This is a genomic window from Agromyces solani, from assembly GCF_058349925.1.
The window spans coordinates 264,703-279,896 of the sequence record NZ_JBYRER010000004.1; the positions used below are offsets into that span (position 1 = coordinate 264,703).

Consider the following 15,194-nt stretch of genomic DNA (forward strand, 5'->3'; position numbering starts at 1 on the left):
CCGGATGCCTCGGGCGAGGCATCCACGCCGTCGATCTAGACCGGCTGGAGCGTGCCGTTCGCCAGCAGGACGAAGATGAGTCCGCCCAGCACGATGCGGTAGATCACGAACGGCAGGAAGCTGTGCTTCGAGATCCACTTCATGAAGAACGCGATCACGACGATCGCGACGCCGAACGCGACCGCGGTCGCCGCGGCCGTCTCGATCGGGTCGTAGACCGACGGCTCGTCGAGGCTCTTCACGAGCTGGAAGAGGCCGCTGCCGAAGACGGCCGGGATCGCGAGCAGGAAGGCGTACCGCGCCGCGGCCGCTCGTTCGTAGCCGAGGAGCAGACCCATCGAGATCGTGCCGCCCGAACGCGAGACGCCCGGGACGAGGGCGAGCGACTGGGCGAGGCCGAAGAGGATGCCGTGCGGGTACGTCAACTGGTCGAGCTTGCGGCGCTTGGCCCCCGCCCAGTCGGCGAGGCCGAGGATGATGCCGAACACGACGAGCATCGTCGCGGTGATCCAGAGCGAGCGCAGGACCGTCTCGATCTCGTCCTGGAAGAGCAGGCCGAACACGACGATCGGGATCGAGCCGATGATGATGAGCCAGCCCATTCGGGCGTCGGGATCGTTGCGCGGCACGCGGCCCGTGAACGAGCCGAACCAGTGCGACACGATCCGCACGATGTCGCGCCAGAAGAACACGACGACCGCGGTCTCGGTCCCGAGCTGGGTGATCGCCGTGAAGGCGGCTCCGGGGTCCTGGGCGCCGGGCAGGAACTCCCCCAGGATGCGCAGGTGGGCGCTCGAGGAGATCGGGAGGAACTCGGTGAGGCCCTGGACGAGTCCGAGGATGAGCGCTTCGATCACGTGGTGCATCCGCCTTCCGCCTCCGCGGAAGTCGGAGGTCTGAGCTGGTCTGAGGGGCGCGGGCCGGTCGTGGGCCGTCGCGCCGGCGACTCGCCGGTCAGTACTCGAGGAGCAGGTCGCGCAGGACCTGCCTACCGAAGACTAGTGCGTCGAGCGGCACCCGCTCGTCAACGCCGTGGAACATCGCAGGGAAGTCCAAGCCTTCGGGCAGGCGCAGCGGCGCGAACCCGTAGCCCGCGATGCCGAGGCGACTGAGCGCCTTGTTGTCGGTGCCGCCGGAGAGCAGGTACGGGAAGACGGGCGCGCCGGGGTCGTGCGCCTCGAGCGATCGCTTGACGGCATCCACGAGGCGTCCCGACGTGGCGCTCTCGAGGCCGACGTCGCGGTGGACGACCTCGATCTCGATCTCGTCGCCGACGAGCGCCTGCACCTCGGCGAGCACCGCCTCCTCCTCGCCCGGGAGGGTCCGGATGTCGATGAGCGCCTCGGCCCGGTCCGGGATGACGTTGTGCTTGTAGCCGGCCTCGAGCAGCGTCGGGTTCGTGGTCGTCCGCAGGGTCGCGGTGATGAATCCCGATGCCGAACCGGTCGCGAGGGCGAGCTCGTCGGGCGAGACCTGCTCGGGGTCGACGCCGAGCACCGCGGCGATCTCGGCCAGCAGCTCTCGAGTCGTGTCGGTGAGCCGCATCGGCCACTCCGTGCGCCCGAGCGTCGCCACGGCCTCGGCGAGCTTCGTGATGGCGTTGTCGCGGATGAGTCGCGAGCCGTGCGCGGCGACGCCGCGGGCGACCAGCTTGATCCAGAGCAGCGACTTCTCGCCCGTCTGCAGCAGGTACGCGCGGCGGCCGCCGACCGTGATCGAGTAGCCGCCGACCTCGCTGATCGCCTCGGTCGCGCCTGCGAAGAGCTCGGGGTGGTGGTCGACGAGCCAACCGGAGCCCGCTCCTCCGCCGGCCTCCTCGTCGGCGAAGAAGGCGATGACGAGGTCGCGCTCGGGCTGCCCGCCGCTCCCGAGGATGTCGCCGAGGGCGGCGAGCATCATCGCGTCCATGTCCTTCATGTCGACGGCGCCGCGACCCCACAGCATGCCGTCGCGGATCTCTCCGGCGAAGGGGTCGACGCTCCAGTTGCGCGCGTCGGCGGGGACGACGTCGAGGTGGCCGTGCACGACGAGCGCGGGCTTGTCGGGATTGCGCCCGGGTACGCGGGCGACGACGCTCGTGCGGCGCGGCTCGGGTTCGAACATCCTGGGCTCGAGCCCGAGACCCGCGAGGCGGGCCTCGACGTACTCGGCGGCCTCGCGCTCGCCGTTCGCGCGCCCGCTCCCGTAGTTGGAGGTGTCGAAGCGGATGAGGTCGCGGGCGATCACCGCGGTCTCGTCGAGCACTGGGTCTGGGGTCGCGGATGCCTCGGCCATGCGCTCAACGCTAGTCGGTGCCGTCGGGTCGGGGCCGGTACGAGTCGCGGGACGGCGGGGCGGCGTTCCGCGGGGGCGGGGTCCTGGGCTCGGCGACCGTGGTTCGCGACGACTTTTCCGCCCTCCGACCCGGGGTTTCCAGTGCACGGCGGCCCTTCCGACGCCGTTTGGTCAAATGGGCTCCGCAAACCGTGCTAATGTCTTCTACGGCCGCTGAGAGATCAGCGGAAACCACGCGCGGGTGGCGGAATTGGCAGACGCGCTAGCTTGAGGTGCTAGTGCCCGTATAGGGCGTGGGGGTTCAAGTCCCCCCTCGCGCACGTGGGTCGAAAGGGCCGGATCGAGAGATCCGGCCCTTTCGCGTTTTCTCCACCCCGTTCGGGGCGGTTCGGTTCCGGCCCGGCGCCGGTAGCGTGATCTTTCTATGAATCCCGCCGCAGTCCGCGCAGCCGTCTCATGCGTCGCACTGGCGCTCGCACTCGGGCTGCTCACGGCCTGCGGTCCGACCCCGGCCGGCACCGGCGGACTGGTCGGGCGGATGAAGGGCCTCGACGACGTGGGGGCCGGGAGCGAATACGCCATCGGGGGTGGTGGGCTGGCCGTCCTCCCGATCGCCGTGATGGACGGACCCTTCTGGGAACTGACAGGATCGGAGCCGATCGCGGACCCGCAACAGTGGAGATACCTGACGGCGAAGCTGAGCGAGGCGGATGTCGCAGACCTTGGTGGCACGGCGTCTCCGATCGAGGATGACGGCGACTTCCGGATCACAGCCCCGCCCGGCGAATACGCCGTCTGCTACTGGATGCAGCGGATCGGCCGCGGCATCTCCGGCTGCTCCGGCGTCGAGTTGCCGCGCGAAGGCGAACTCGCCGGCTACTGGGGCGAGGGCGGCTTCGGCTTCACCGTCAAGGAGTAGTCGCCCCACGCGTCCCGGAGCAGACCGCCGGACGTTCGGCCGGAGCGACTTGCCAGTTTCGAACATGTGTTCGAAACTGGAGGTGTGACCCCGGCCGCTCCCCGCTCCTCGTCGACGGCCCGCCTCGAGCGGGTCGACGAGCTGCAGGCGCGCATCCAGGGCATGCAGTCGACCCGGCTCGAGACCAGGGCGGTGCCGACCCATCCGGCCTTCGCCGGACTGCTGCCGGGCGGAAGCCTGCGGGAGGGCACCGTCGTCGAGGCGCGCGGGTCGACGACCCTCGTGATGGCGCTGCTGGCCGGGCCCTCGGTGAGCGGGCGCTGGGTCGCCGTCGTCGGCATGCCCGAGTTCGGCGTCGAGGCGGCTGCACGGTTCGGCATCGAGCTCGAACGGCTCGTGCTCGTGCCCGAGCCGGGGCGGCAGTGGCTGCCCGTCGTCGCGGCGCTCGCCGACGTCATCCCCGTCGTCGCGGTGCGACCGGCCGAACGCGTGGCTCCCGCCGAGGCATCCCGGTTGGCGGCTCGCCTGCGCGAGCGCGGTGCCGTGCTCATCGCGGCGGGCGCCTGGCCCGGCAGCGACGCGAGCCTCGACGTCGAGGCGAGCGAATGGCACGGCCTCGAACTCGGCCACGGCCTGCTCGACGAGCGCGAGGTCGTCGTGAGCGCCGCGGGCCGCGGAGGCTTCGCGAAGCGGCGTCGATCGAAGCTGCGACTGCCCGACCGGGCGCTCGGGTTCGAGGCGGTGGTCGAGGCGTCCGCCCCCGGGGCGGCTCCTGCATCGCCCATCGTGGACACCGGGCTCGCGCCCGTCTACCGCGGCGAGTTCCGGAGACCGGCATGACCGTCGTCTCCCCCACGCGCGCGATCGTGCTCTGGTGCCCCGACTGGCCGGTGTTCGCCGCAGCCCGCGAGGCAGGGCTCGACCTCGCCGCACCCATCGCCCTCACCGAGGGCGGCGCGGTGCACTCCTGCTCGGCCGCGGCGCGCCGCGACGGGGTGAAGCGCGGGCTGAGACTGCGCGAGGCGCAGTACCGCTCCCCCGCGCTCACCGTGCTGCCGTACGATCCGGCCCTCGACGTGCGCGCCTTCGAACCCGTCGTGCGGCGGGTCGAAGACACGGTGCCGGGGGTGCAGATCGTGCGACCCGGCACGCTCGCGATGCGGGCACGCGGGCCCGCCCGCTACTACGGCGGCGAGGAGGCCGCGGCCCGGGCGCTGCTCGACACCGTCCGTCAGCTCGGCCCCGAGGCGCGGGTGGGCGTCGCCGACGGGCCGTTCGCCGCCGAACAGGCGGCGCGTGCGGTGCGCTCCTCGCCGCACGTCGGCATCGTCGAGCCGGGCGGCTCGGCCGCCTTCCTCACGCCGTTGCCCGTCGGGCTCGTGGTCGACGAGCGCACCCGGGTGCTGCTCGACCGTCTCGGCGTGCGCACGCTCGGCGAGTTCGCCGCGCTGCCGGTCGACGACGTGCGCCGACGGTTCGGGGCTGCCGGCGCGTTCGCCCACGATCGTGCCGCGGGGCGGGAGGCCGCCGGGGTGGCCGCCCGCACCCCGCCGCCCGAGTTCGAGGTGCTCGCCGAGTTCGAGCCGCCGCTCGACCGCATCGACCAGCTCGCCTTCGCGTTCCGGGTACGGGCCGAGGAGTTCATCGATCGCATGCGGGCGGTGCGGCTCGTGTGCACGGCGATCCGGGTCGAGCTCGACGACGAGCGGGGCGGCCGATCCAGTCGCAGCTGGCTGCATCCGCGCTGGTTCACCCCCGCCGACGTCGTCGATCGGGTTCGCTGGCAGCTCCAGGGGGCCGGCACCGCCGACAGCGGGCTCGCCTCGCCGATCACGGCGCTGCGGGTGATCCCCGAACGGGTCGACTCGACCGCGAACCATGAAGCGGGGCTCTGGGGTCAGGGGCCCGACGAACGGGTGCACCACGCCCTCACCCGGGTGCAGAGCATGCTCGGGCACGAGGGCGTCGTCACGGCGGCGGTCGGGGGCGGTCGCATGCTCGCCGACCGGCAGGTGCTCGTGCCGTGGGGCGACCGCGCGCCCGAGCGGCGCGAGGCGCCGTGGCCGGGCAGCCTGCCGGCGCTCGCGCCGGCGAGCGTGTTCCGTGAGCGTCATCCGGTGGCCCTCCTCGATTCGGCCGGCACGGCGGTCGCGGTCGACGAGCGCGGGGCGATCTCGTCACCGCCCGAGACGTTCGCGGTGGGCGGGGCCGCGCCGGCGGAGGTGCGCGCCTGGGCCGGGCCCTGGCCGGTCGTCGAACGATGGTGGGACGACGAGCGGGCGCGGCGCGTGCACCGGTTCCAGCTCGTCGATCACGACGGGTGCGCGTGGCTGCTCGTGCGCGACGCCGAGGGCTGGTGGGCCGAGGCGAGGTACGACTGATGGGCGGGCGCTGATGGGCTGGAACAATCCCGAGATCCCGTGGTCGGAGCTCGAGCGCAAGCTCTCCGACCGCCGCAGGCCGAGCCCGTCGAAGCTCATCGCCGACGGCGGCGACGGCCCGGCGTTCAGCCGCAAGCGGCAGCCCTACCGGCCGAGCGACGGGCTCACCGCGCCGGAGGGCCCGGTCGTGCCGTACGCCGAACTCCACGCCCACACCAACTACAGCTTCCTCGACGGCGCCTCGGCGCCCGAGCAGCTCGTGGAGGAGGCGCACCGGCTCGGCCTCTCGGGGCTCGCGGTGACCGATCACGACGGCTTCTACGGCATCGTTCGCTTCGCCGAGGCGGCCGAGAGCTTCGCCGACCTCACGACCGTCTTCGGCGCCGAGCTCTCGCTCGGGCTGAGTGCACCCCAGATGGGTGCGGCCGACCCCGAGGGCGAGCACCTGCTCGTGCTCGCCCGGCAGGAGGCGGGCTATCACCGGCTCGCCGCGGCGATCACGGCGGGCCAGCTCGCGGGCGGCGAGAAGGGACGCCCGGTCTACGACCTCGACGACCTCGGTGCACGATCGGGCGGCGACTGGACGGTGCTCACGGGCTGCCGCAAGGGCGCGGTCCGGCGGGCGCTCGCCACCGGCGGGGCGGAGGCCGCGCAGCGCGAGCTCGACCGGCTCGTCGCGCTCTTCGGCCGCGACCAGGTCGTCGTCGAGCTGTTCGACCACGGGCACCCCGCCGACCAGCGGGCGAACGACGCGCTCGCGGGGCTCGCCGAACGCGCCCGGCTGCGGGTCGTCGCGACGAACGCCGTGCACTACGCCACCCCGCCCGAGCACCGGCTCGCGAACGCGCTCGCCGCCGTGCGCGCCCGCCGCAGCCTCGACGAGCTCGACGGCTGGCTGCCCGCCTCCGACGGCCTGCACCTGCGCAGCGGGGCCGAGATGCAGGCGCGGTTCGCGAGGTACCCGGGCGCGGTCGCGCACTCGGTCGAGCTGGCCGAAGAGCTCGGCTTCACGCTCCGCAGCGCCAAGCCGCGGCTCCCCCGACAAGAGGTGCCCGACGGGCACACCCCGATGAGCTGGCTGCGCGAGCTCGTGCGACAGGGTGCCGCCGATCTCTACCCCGGGGCGTCCGACGCGGTGCACGCCCGGCTCGAGCACGAGCTCGCGATCATCGAGCAGAAGGACTTCCCCGGTTACTTCCTGATCGTCCACGACCTCGTCCGGGAGGCGCGCCGGCGAGGCATCCTCTGCCAGGGCCGGGGCTCGGCCGCGAACTCGGCCGTCTGCTACGCGCTGCGCATCACCGCGGTCGACTCGATCAAGTTCGACCTGCCGTTCGAGCGGTTCCTCTCGGCGCTGCGCGACGAGGAGCCCGACATCGACGTCGACTTCGACTCCGACCGCCGCGAGGAGATCATCCAGTACGTCTACGAGAAGTACGGCCGGCAGAACGCCGCGCAGGTCGCGAACGTCATCAGCTACCGGCCGAAGGTCGCGGTGCGCGACATGGCGAAGGCCCTCGGCTACTCGACCGGGCAGCAGGACGCGTGGTCGCGGCAGGTCGAACGCTGGGGCGCGGTCGTCGAGACCGACGACCACGACATCCCCGCGCCGGTCGTCGAGCTCGCCGAGCGGGTGCTCGGGTTCCCGCGGCACCTCGGCATCCACTCGGGCGGCATGGTGCTCACCGATCGACCGGTCGGCGAGGTGTGTCCCATCGAGCACGCCCGCATGGAGCACCGCACCGTGCTGCAATGGGACAAGGACGACTGCGCCTGGATGGGCCTCGTGAAGTTCGACCTGCTCGGGCTCGGCATGCTCGCCGCCCTGCAGTACACGTTCGACCTCGTGCGCGAGCACACCGGTGAGACGTGGGAGCTCCAGTCCATCCCGAAGGAGGAGCCGGCGGTCTACGACATGCTCTGCCGGGCCGACTCGATCGGCGTGTTCCAGGTCGAGAGCCGGGCCCAGATCGGCACGCTCCCCCGGTTGAAGCCGCGCCGCTACTACGACCTCGTCGTCGAGATCGCGCTCATCCGGCCCGGGCCGGTGCAGGGCGGGGCGGTGCATCCGTACATCCGGCGCCGCACGGGCGAGGAGGCGGTGACCTACCTGCACCCGAACCTCGAACCCGTGCTCGAGCGCACCCTCGGGGTGCCGCTCTTCCAGGAGCAGCTCATGCAGATGGCCGTCGCGGTCGGCGGCTGCACCGCGGCCGACGCCGACCTGCTGCGGCGGGCGATGGGCTCCAAGCGCGGGGTCGAGAAGATCTCGAAGCTCAGGGCGAAGCTCTTCGAGGGCATGGCCGACAACGGGCTCAGCGACGACGACGCGCAGGCGATCTACGAGAAGATCGAGGCGTTCGCGAACTTCGGCTTCGCCGAGAGCCACGCGCTCTCGTTCGCCCTGCTCGTCTACGCGAGCTCGTGGCTCAAGCTGCACTACCCGGCGGCGTTCCTCGCGGCGCTCCTGCGCGCGCAGCCGATGGGCTTCTACTCGCCGCAGACCCTCACCGCCGACGCCCGCCGGCACGGGGTGCGGGTGCTGCGTCCCGACGTGCTGCGTTCGGGCGTGCACGCCGGGCTCGAGGCGCTCGACGAGGCGGGCGCAACCGGCGCCTCGGGTGCGGATGCCTCGGGGCCGGCGACCGACCGGGATCGTCGGCGCCGCCCGCCGACCGGCATGGCGGCCTGCGCCCGCCCCGACCAGCCCGACATCGGCGACTTCGACCTCGAGGCGCCCGATCGTTCGGCCGAGCACCGTCGCGACGGCGCATTCGCGGTGCGGCTCGGCCTCGCCGACGTCTCGTCGATCGGCGTCGACGCCGCGAAGCGCATCGTCGCCGAGCGTGAGGCCCGCGGTCCCTACCGCGACATGAGCGACCTCTCCCGGCGGGCGGCGCTCGACACCGAGCAGCTCGAGGCGCTCGCCGCGGCGGGCGCGTTCGAGGGATTCGGGCTCGCCCGCCGCGAGGCGCTCTGGCTCGCGGGCGAGGCCTCGCAGGACCGCGCCGAGTTCCTGCCCGGCTCGGTCGTCGTCGTGCAGCCCCCGCTGCTGCCCGTGCTCTCGCCCGCCGAACAGGTCGTGTACGACCTGTGGGCGACCGGCATCTCGCCCGACGACCATCCGATCCGGCACATCCGCGATCGGCTCGATGAGCGCGGGGCGATCCGCATCGACCGCCTGCGCGAGGTCGAGTCGGGGCGGCGGGTCGAGGTCGGCGGGGTCGTGACGCACCGGCAGCGGCCGGCGACCGCATCGGGCATCACGTTCCTCAACCTCGAAGACGAATCGGGCACGCTCAACGTGATCGCCGGGGTCGGCGTCTGGAACCGGTACCGGCGCATCGCCCGCGAGGCGCCGGCGATGATCGTCCGCGGCATCCTCGAACGCTCGAAGGAGGGGGTGACGAACCTCGTGGTCGACCGCTTAGAATTGCTCACGGTGCAGGCGAGCACGCGGTCGCGCGACTTCCGGTGAGGGCCGAGACGCCCGGCCGCCCGCGTGCGCCCGCCGCTTCGGGCGTACGCTGGAGCCAGCCCGAATCCACCGCTCCGAGGGACGCGATCGGGGGTCGGCGATGGCCGAGACGATGCCCGAACCGCTCTTCACTCGCGCGTTCATCGCCCTGGGCGCGGCGGATCTCGCGTACTTCACGGCCGCGGGCCTCGCCATCTTCGCGCTGCCCCTCTACGTGACCGGGCCCCTCGGCGACCACGAGGCGGCCGCCGGGCTCGCCGTGGGCGCCTTCGCGGTCTCGGCGCTCGTGCTGCGACCGTTCGCCGGCCGCATCGCCGACCGGTACGGCCGCCGGCCCCTGCTCGTCGGCGGCGCTGCGCTCGCCGCGCTCTGCTTCGCGCTGCTCGCCGTGACCCAGGATCTCGCCGTCGTCATCGTGCTGCGCCTTCTGGCAGGGGTCGCCGAAGCCGCCTTCTTCGTCTCCACCTTCGCGGCGCTCGCCGACCTCGCGCCCGCGACGCGCATGGGCGAAGCCCTCTCGTACAACTCCCTCGGGCTCTACCTCGGCATCGCCCTCGGCCCGCTGCTCGGACAGCTGCTGCTCGCCTGGACGGGCTACGCCGGAGCCTGGGTCGGGGCGGCCCTGCTCTCCGTGGCGGCCGGGAGTCTCGCCCTCCTGGTCGGCGAGACCCGCGAAGGGCCGCCCGACCTCGCCGCCCCGCTGCGGATCGTGCACCGGCCCGCGATCCCGGCCTCGATCGGATTCCTGACGTCCCTCGCCGCGGTCGGCGGGTTCATGGCGTTCGCCTCACTGCACGCCGATCGCGTCGGGATGCTGCCGAGCATCGCCCTCGCGACCTACGGCGGAATCGTCGTGGTCTGCCGCATCGCGTTCGCCCGCGTGCCCGACCGCGTGCCGCCGTTGCGCCTCGCCGTGGCCTCGCTCGTCGCCATCGGCGCGGGTCTCGCGACCGCCGCGCTCCTCCCCTCCTGGTGGGGGTTCCTCGCCGGTATCGCCGTGATGGCGCTCGGCATCACGTTCAGCACGCCGGCGTTCTTCTCCGCGATCTTCGCGACCGCCGCACCCTCGGAGCGCGGCATCGCCTCGGGTACCGCGAGCGCGGCGATCGACCTCGGCTTCGGCATCGGGCCGATCGCGCTCGGGCTCGTCGCGACGCCACTCGGCATCCCCTGGGCGTTCGCGGTCGCGGCCGCGATCGCCCTCGCGGGCGCCGGGTGGACCGCCGGCATCGCGCGTCGCGAAGAGCGCCCCGCACGCCGATCGCCGTGTCGGCGCCGCCCCGCGCGCCCCCTCCGATAGCCTCGATCGGTGCCCGCGACTCCCCCCTTCGACGCCGACCCCTTCGACCGCTACGGCAGCGACGTGCTCGCCGGTGACTGGAGGGCCCGTGGGCGAACGGTGATCCCGACGGTCGAGGCCGAGCGCGACCTCGTCGTCGAACTCGCCGAGTCGGGGTACTGCGGCGCCGTCGTCGGCGTCGAACAGGGCAACGTCGTGCTCGAGGATCGGTTCGGCAAGCGCAGGCTGTTCCCGCTCGGCCACGGCTTCCTCGTCGACGGGCGCGCCGTGCAGCTCGTGAAGCCCAAGCCGAAGGCGCCCGTGGGCCGGCAGCGCACCGCGTCGGGCTCGTTCGCCGTCGAACAGGGCCGGCCCGCGAAGGTCGCCCTGCCGAGCCGCATCTTCGTCGAGGGCCGGCACGACGCCGAACTCGTCGAGAAGGTGTGGGGCGCGGACCTGCGCGTCGAGGGCGTCGTCGTCGAGTACCTCGAGGGCGTCGACGTGCTCGACGACGTGCTCGCGGACTTCCGGCCGGGCCCCGGGCGCAAGGCCGGCGTGCTCGTCGATCACCTCGTGCCCGGCTCGAAGGAGCAGCGCATCGCCGACGCGGTGGCGCGCGGCCCCCACCGCGCGCACGTGCTCGTGGTGGGGCATCCCTTCATCGACGTCTGGCAGTCGGTGAAGCCGGCGCGCCTCGGCAAGTCGGCGTGGCCCGTCATCCCTCGCGGCACCGAGTGGAAGCACGGCGTCTGCGAAGCGTTCGGATGGCCGCACGCCGACCAGGCCGACATCGCGCGGGCCTGGCAGCACATCCTCGGCCGGGTTCGCGGCTACGGCGACCTCGAGCCCGCGCTGCTCGGCCGCGTCGAGGAGCTTATCGACTTCGTCACCGCCCAGGCCTGAGCGGCGACGCACGCCGCGCCCGCGCCGCGGCTCAACTCGAGAAGCCGCCGTCGCTGTGGATGAGCTGGCCGGTCACCCAGCGCGCTTCGTCGGAGACGAGGAACCGCACGAGCCTGGCCGTGTCGTCGGGCGTGCCGAGCCGGCCGGTCGGCTGCTGCGCGGTGAGCGCGGCGCGGGTCGCCGCGTCCATCCACCCCGTGTCGACCGGGCCGGGATTGACGAGGTTGGCCGTGATGCCGAGCGGTGCGAGCTCGCGCGCGGACGCCATCACGATCCGGTCGAGTGCGCCCTTCGACGCGCCGTACGGCATGTTGCCGACGACGTGGTCGCTCGTGAGGGCGACGATGCTGCCGCCGCCCGCGGGCACCTGCCCTGCGAACGCCCGGACGAGCAGCCACGAGGCCCGGGTGTTCACGGCGAAGTGCCGGTCGAAGCTCTCGAGCGAGGTGTCGAGCACACCCGAGTCGACGCTCTGAGCGTGCGAGAGCACGAGGGCGCGCACGGGGCCCAGTGCGGCGGATGCCTCGGCGACGAGCCGTGCGGGCACCTCTGCATCGGCCAGGTCGGCATCGAGGCCGATCGCTGCTGCGCCGATCGCGCGGAGTTCGGCCTCGAGCGAGGCCGGATCGCGGTCGGGGTCGCCACCGAGTCCCATCCGGCGGTCGTAGTCGCCGAGGTGGCTGAACGCGATGTCCCAGCCGTCGGCGGCGAGCCGGGTCGCGATCGCCCACGCGATCGTGTTGCGGCGTCCTGCTCCGGTGATGAGCGCAACGGGTCGGGTCATGTCGTTCCTCCTCGGAGCGGCGCCGGCGTCTCGCCGATCAGCCGATGGTCGTGCCGAACGCGAGGCCCAGCAGGTAGGTGACGGCCGCCGCGCCGAGGCCGATCGCGAGCTGGCGCATGGCGCGCTTGAGCGGCGACGCACCCGACAGGAGCCCGACGGTGGCGCCGGTCGCGAGCAATGCGATGCCCACGAGCACGGTCGCGGTGACGACGGCGGCGATGCCGCTCATGCCGAACAGGTACGGCAGCACGGGAATGAGGGCGCCCGATGCGAAGAAGCAGAAGCTCGAGATGGCGGCCGACATGCCGGTGCCGATCGCCTCGTCGTCGTCGGGCTCGACCGCGAGGGCGTCGGTCGGCGATTGCGCGAGCTCTGCGGCCTGCACCCGGGCGACGACGAGGGCGGCGTGCTCGACGGCCTCGTCGGGATCCATGCCGCGGGCGCGGTACACGAGAGCGAGCTCGTTCGCGTCGACGTCGAGGTGCGGCAGCGCTTCGCGCGCCGTCGGGTCGGGGGCCGAGGCCTCGAGCAGCTCGCGCTGCGACCGCACCGACACGTACTCGCCCGCACCCATCGACAGGGCGCCCGCGAGCAGGCCCGCGATGCCGGTGAAGAGCACGACGCTCGCCGGAACGCCGGTCGCGCCGATGCCGAGCACGAGGGCGAGGTTCGACACGAGTCCGTCGTTCGCCCCGAACACGGCGGCGCGGAAGGTCCCGGCGAGTCGCCGCCGGCCTCGGGCTGCGAGCCCGCGCACGACCTCGCCGTGGATGCGCTCGTCGGCGGCCATCGCCGCGGTCGCGTCGGGGTCGGAGGCGTACGGCGAGCGGGACTCCGCGCGCTGCGCGAGCGCGAGCACGAAGATCGAGCCGAAGCGGCGCGCGAGCGACGCGAGCATGCGCGTACGCACGTCGGCACGAGGGACGCCCGCGTCGTCGCCGCCGAGGAGCTCGAGCCAGTGCGCCTCGTGCCGCCCCTCGGCCGCGGCGAGGGCGAGCAGGATCTCGCGTTCCTCGCCGTCGCGTCGTGCCGCGAGTTCGCGGTAGACGGCGGCCTCCGCGCGCTCCGCGGCGAGATACCGTCGCCAGCGGTCACGGTCGGCCGGGGTGCCCTTCGGCGCCACGTCGGTCATCGTGCCTCCTCGTCATGGGCGGGCGCAGGCCGATGCCGCCATGCGCCCGCGACATCGCGCGGCCGCGTCACGGCCGACGACCACGCTATCGGTCAGCACGACCGGATCGGCCCCGTTCTGCGGGATTGGCAGCTTTTCGGACGGCCGAACCGCAGGTGCCGATGCCTCGGGCTCGAGCCCGAGGCATCCGTCTTCGTCGCTGCGACGTCGAGGCGGGTGCCGTCAGCCGACGAGCTTGTTCCAGCCGTCGCCGTCGACGTGCTCGAAGATGAGGTTCGTCTCGGTGTGCGCCACCGCAGGGTGGCCCGTGAGGTGGGCGAGGACGAACTCGCGCAGTTCTTCGGCGTCGCGGGCGGCGACGTGCAGGAGGTAGTCCTCGGCGCCGGCCATGTGGAACACGCCGAGCACGCCCGGCAGGTGGGGCACCTGGGCGCGGAACGCGTCGATCTCGCCGCGATCGTGCTTGACGAGGCGAACGGCGATGAGCGCCTGCAGCGAGACGCCGAGCGACGCGAGGTCGACGTCGACGCGGTACCCTCGCACCGTGCCGAGCGACTGCAGGCGGCGCAGGCGCAGCGAGACCGTCGATTCGGCGACGCCGACCTCTGCGGCGAGGGCGGCCCCCGAGGCGCGCGCGTTCGTGGAGAGCGCCTGCAGCAGTGCTCGGTCGACGCGATCGAGTTCGGGCTTCTGCGCCATGCGTGCGCTCCTCTCGGGCCATTGATGCAGATACTTCGAGATTTCCAGCATATCGCAGTGATCGTGCATCCCGAGTTGTACTTCACGACAGGATCTGCTTCAGTGCGAGCCATGCAGACATCGTCGTCGCACCTCGAGACCCGCGCCGTCCACGGCGGAATGAGCGGGGTCCGGGAGAGCGGATCCCACGTGCCCGTCATCGACTTCTCGACCACGAACCCGCTCGGGTCCGTCGAGACCGGCGGCCTCTCGTACGAGGAGCTCGCCACCGGCCAGGACCTCGGCGAGGGCCGCTCCGCGGTGTACCAGCGCCTGTGGCAGCCCGGCGTCGCGCGTTTCGAGGAGGCACTCGCCGACCTCGAGGGCACCGACGGCGCGGTCGCGTTCGGCAGCGGCATGGCCGCGCTCGCCGCGGTGCTCATCGCCACGGCGTCGGCCGGCCGGCCGCACGTGGTCGCCGTCCGGCCCCTGTACGGCGGCACCGACCACGTGCTCGAGAGCGGCCTGCTCGGCACGGAGGTGACGTGGGCGACCGTCGACGAGGTCGCGTCCGCCATCCGCCCCGACACGGGCCTCGTGATCGTGGAGACCCCGGCGAACCCGACGCTCGAGCTCGTCGACCTCGGGCGACTCGCCGCGGCGGCGGGCGACGTGCCGCTCCTCGTCGACAACACCTTCGCCACACCGGTGCTGCAGCGTCCGACCGAGCACGGTGCACGCCTCGTGCTGCACAGCGCGACGAAGTACCTCGGCGGCCACGGCGACGTGATGGGCGGCGTCGTCGCCGCCGACCGGGAGTGGGTCGCGCGGCTCCGCCGTGTGCGCGCGCTCACGGGCGGACTGCTGCACCCGATGGCGGCGTACCTGCTGCACCGCGGACTCCGCACGCTCCCCCTTCGGGTGCGGGCGCAGCAGGCGAGCGCCGCCGAGCTCGCGACGCGGCTCGCAGAGCACCCGGCCGTCGGGAAGGTGCACTACCCCGGACTGCCGGGACAGGATCCGCACGGCCTCATCGGCAGGCAGCTCGACGGGGGCGGTTCGATCATCGCGCTCGAGCTGGCGGGCGGCTTCGATGCGGCGGTCGCGTTCACCGAGGCGTGCGAGCTCGTCACCCACGCCGTGTCGCTCGGCGGCGTCGACTCGCTCGTGCAGCATCCGGCATCGCTCACCCACCGCCCGGTGGCGGGGGCGGCGAAGCCGGGCGACGCGGTCGTACGCATCTCGATCGGGCTCGAGCACGTCGACGACCTCACGGCCGACCTGATGGCCGCGCTCGACGCTGCGGCCGTCATCGCGGGCATCGAGGCCGGCGACCGGGTCCCGGTCGGCTGACGCGGCCCCACGC

General features: G+C 73.1%; 12 protein-coding genes and 1 tRNA gene. 8 read left to right on the top strand and 5 right to left on the bottom strand.

The genetic code is table 11. From position 1 onward, the window contains the following. Positions 1–35: 35 nt before the first annotated feature. Both AC3RJ7_RS17935 and AC3RJ7_RS17940 read right to left on the bottom strand, forming a co-directional pair. Entirely contained in the window at positions 36–866 is an 831-nt protein-coding gene (locus AC3RJ7_RS17935; RefSeq protein WP_491457212.1) for an undecaprenyl-diphosphate phosphatase, read from the bottom strand. Between the two features lie 88 nt (positions 867–954). Beyond that, entirely contained in the window at positions 955–2,274 is a 1,320-nt protein-coding gene (locus AC3RJ7_RS17940; RefSeq protein ID WP_491457213.1) for a M20/M25/M40 family metallo-hydrolase, read from the bottom strand. 235 nt (positions 2,275–2,509) lie between these two features. On the opposite strand from AC3RJ7_RS17940, the gene AC3RJ7_RS17945 reads away from it, so the two are divergent. From AC3RJ7_RS17945 to AC3RJ7_RS17975, 7 genes are all read left to right on the top strand, one after another. After that, a tRNA-Leu gene (locus tag AC3RJ7_RS17945) sits at positions 2,510–2,594 on the top strand. A 104-nt stretch (positions 2,595–2,698) separates the two neighbouring features. Beyond that, positions 2,699–3,193 carry a hypothetical protein gene (locus AC3RJ7_RS17950; RefSeq protein ID WP_491457214.1) on the top strand — a complete coding sequence of 165 codons (495 nt, stop codon included), beginning with the start codon at positions 2,699–2,701 and terminating at the stop codon, positions 3,191–3,193. A gap of 84 nt (positions 3,194–3,277) precedes the next feature. Next, positions 3,278–4,033, top strand: a complete 756-nt coding sequence (imuA', locus tag AC3RJ7_RS17955) for a DnaE2-dependent mutagenesis accessory factor ImuA' (RefSeq protein WP_491457215.1) — start codon at positions 3,278–3,280, stop codon at positions 4,031–4,033. Beyond that, positions 4,030–5,574, top strand: coding sequence for a DNA polymerase Y family protein (locus AC3RJ7_RS17960; protein ID WP_491457216.1), 1,545 nt, complete (start codon positions 4,030–4,032; stop codon positions 5,572–5,574). The genes imuA' and AC3RJ7_RS17960 overlap by 4 nt, the downstream gene beginning before the upstream one ends. Positions 5,575–5,587: 13 nt before the next feature. Next, positions 5,588–9,052, top strand: coding sequence for an error-prone DNA polymerase (locus tag AC3RJ7_RS17965; protein ID WP_491457217.1), 3,465 nt, complete (start codon positions 5,588–5,590; stop codon positions 9,050–9,052). Between the two features lie 64 nt (positions 9,053–9,116). Beyond that, entirely contained in the window at positions 9,117–10,352 is a 1,236-nt protein-coding gene (locus AC3RJ7_RS17970; protein ID WP_491457330.1) for an MFS transporter, read from the top strand. A 9-nt stretch (positions 10,353–10,361) separates the two neighbouring features. Next, complete coding sequence (locus tag AC3RJ7_RS17975) at positions 10,362–11,234, top strand: DUF3097 domain-containing protein (protein ID WP_491457218.1); 873 nt, start codon at positions 10,362–10,364, stop codon at positions 11,232–11,234. A gap of 31 nt (positions 11,235–11,265) precedes the next feature. On the opposite strand, the gene AC3RJ7_RS17980 is transcribed toward AC3RJ7_RS17975, so the two are convergent. The 3 genes from AC3RJ7_RS17980 to AC3RJ7_RS17990 form a co-directional block, all read right to left on the bottom strand. Further along, the gene (locus AC3RJ7_RS17980) at positions 11,266–12,018 is read right to left on the bottom strand and encodes an SDR family oxidoreductase (RefSeq protein WP_491457219.1); all 753 of its coding nucleotides are present in this window, start codon (positions 12,016–12,018) and stop codon (positions 11,266–11,268) included. A 37-nt stretch (positions 12,019–12,055) separates the two neighbouring features. Next, positions 12,056–13,150, bottom strand: coding sequence for a VIT1/CCC1 transporter family protein (locus AC3RJ7_RS17985; RefSeq protein ID WP_491457220.1), 1,095 nt, complete (start codon positions 13,148–13,150; stop codon positions 12,056–12,058). 222 nt (positions 13,151–13,372) lie between these two features. Further along, a complete protein-coding gene (locus AC3RJ7_RS17990; RefSeq protein ID WP_231431019.1) occupies positions 13,373–13,849 on the bottom strand; it encodes an Lrp/AsnC family transcriptional regulator in 477 nt (158 codons plus the stop codon). Positions 13,850–13,960: 111 nt separating this feature from the next. On the opposite strand from AC3RJ7_RS17990, the gene AC3RJ7_RS17995 reads away from it, so the two are divergent. After that, positions 13,961–15,181 (top strand): trans-sulfuration enzyme family protein, encoded by a 1,221-nt coding sequence (locus tag AC3RJ7_RS17995; RefSeq protein ID WP_491457221.1) that lies wholly within the window; start codon positions 13,961–13,963, stop codon positions 15,179–15,181. Positions 15,182–15,194 lie beyond the last annotated feature (13 nt).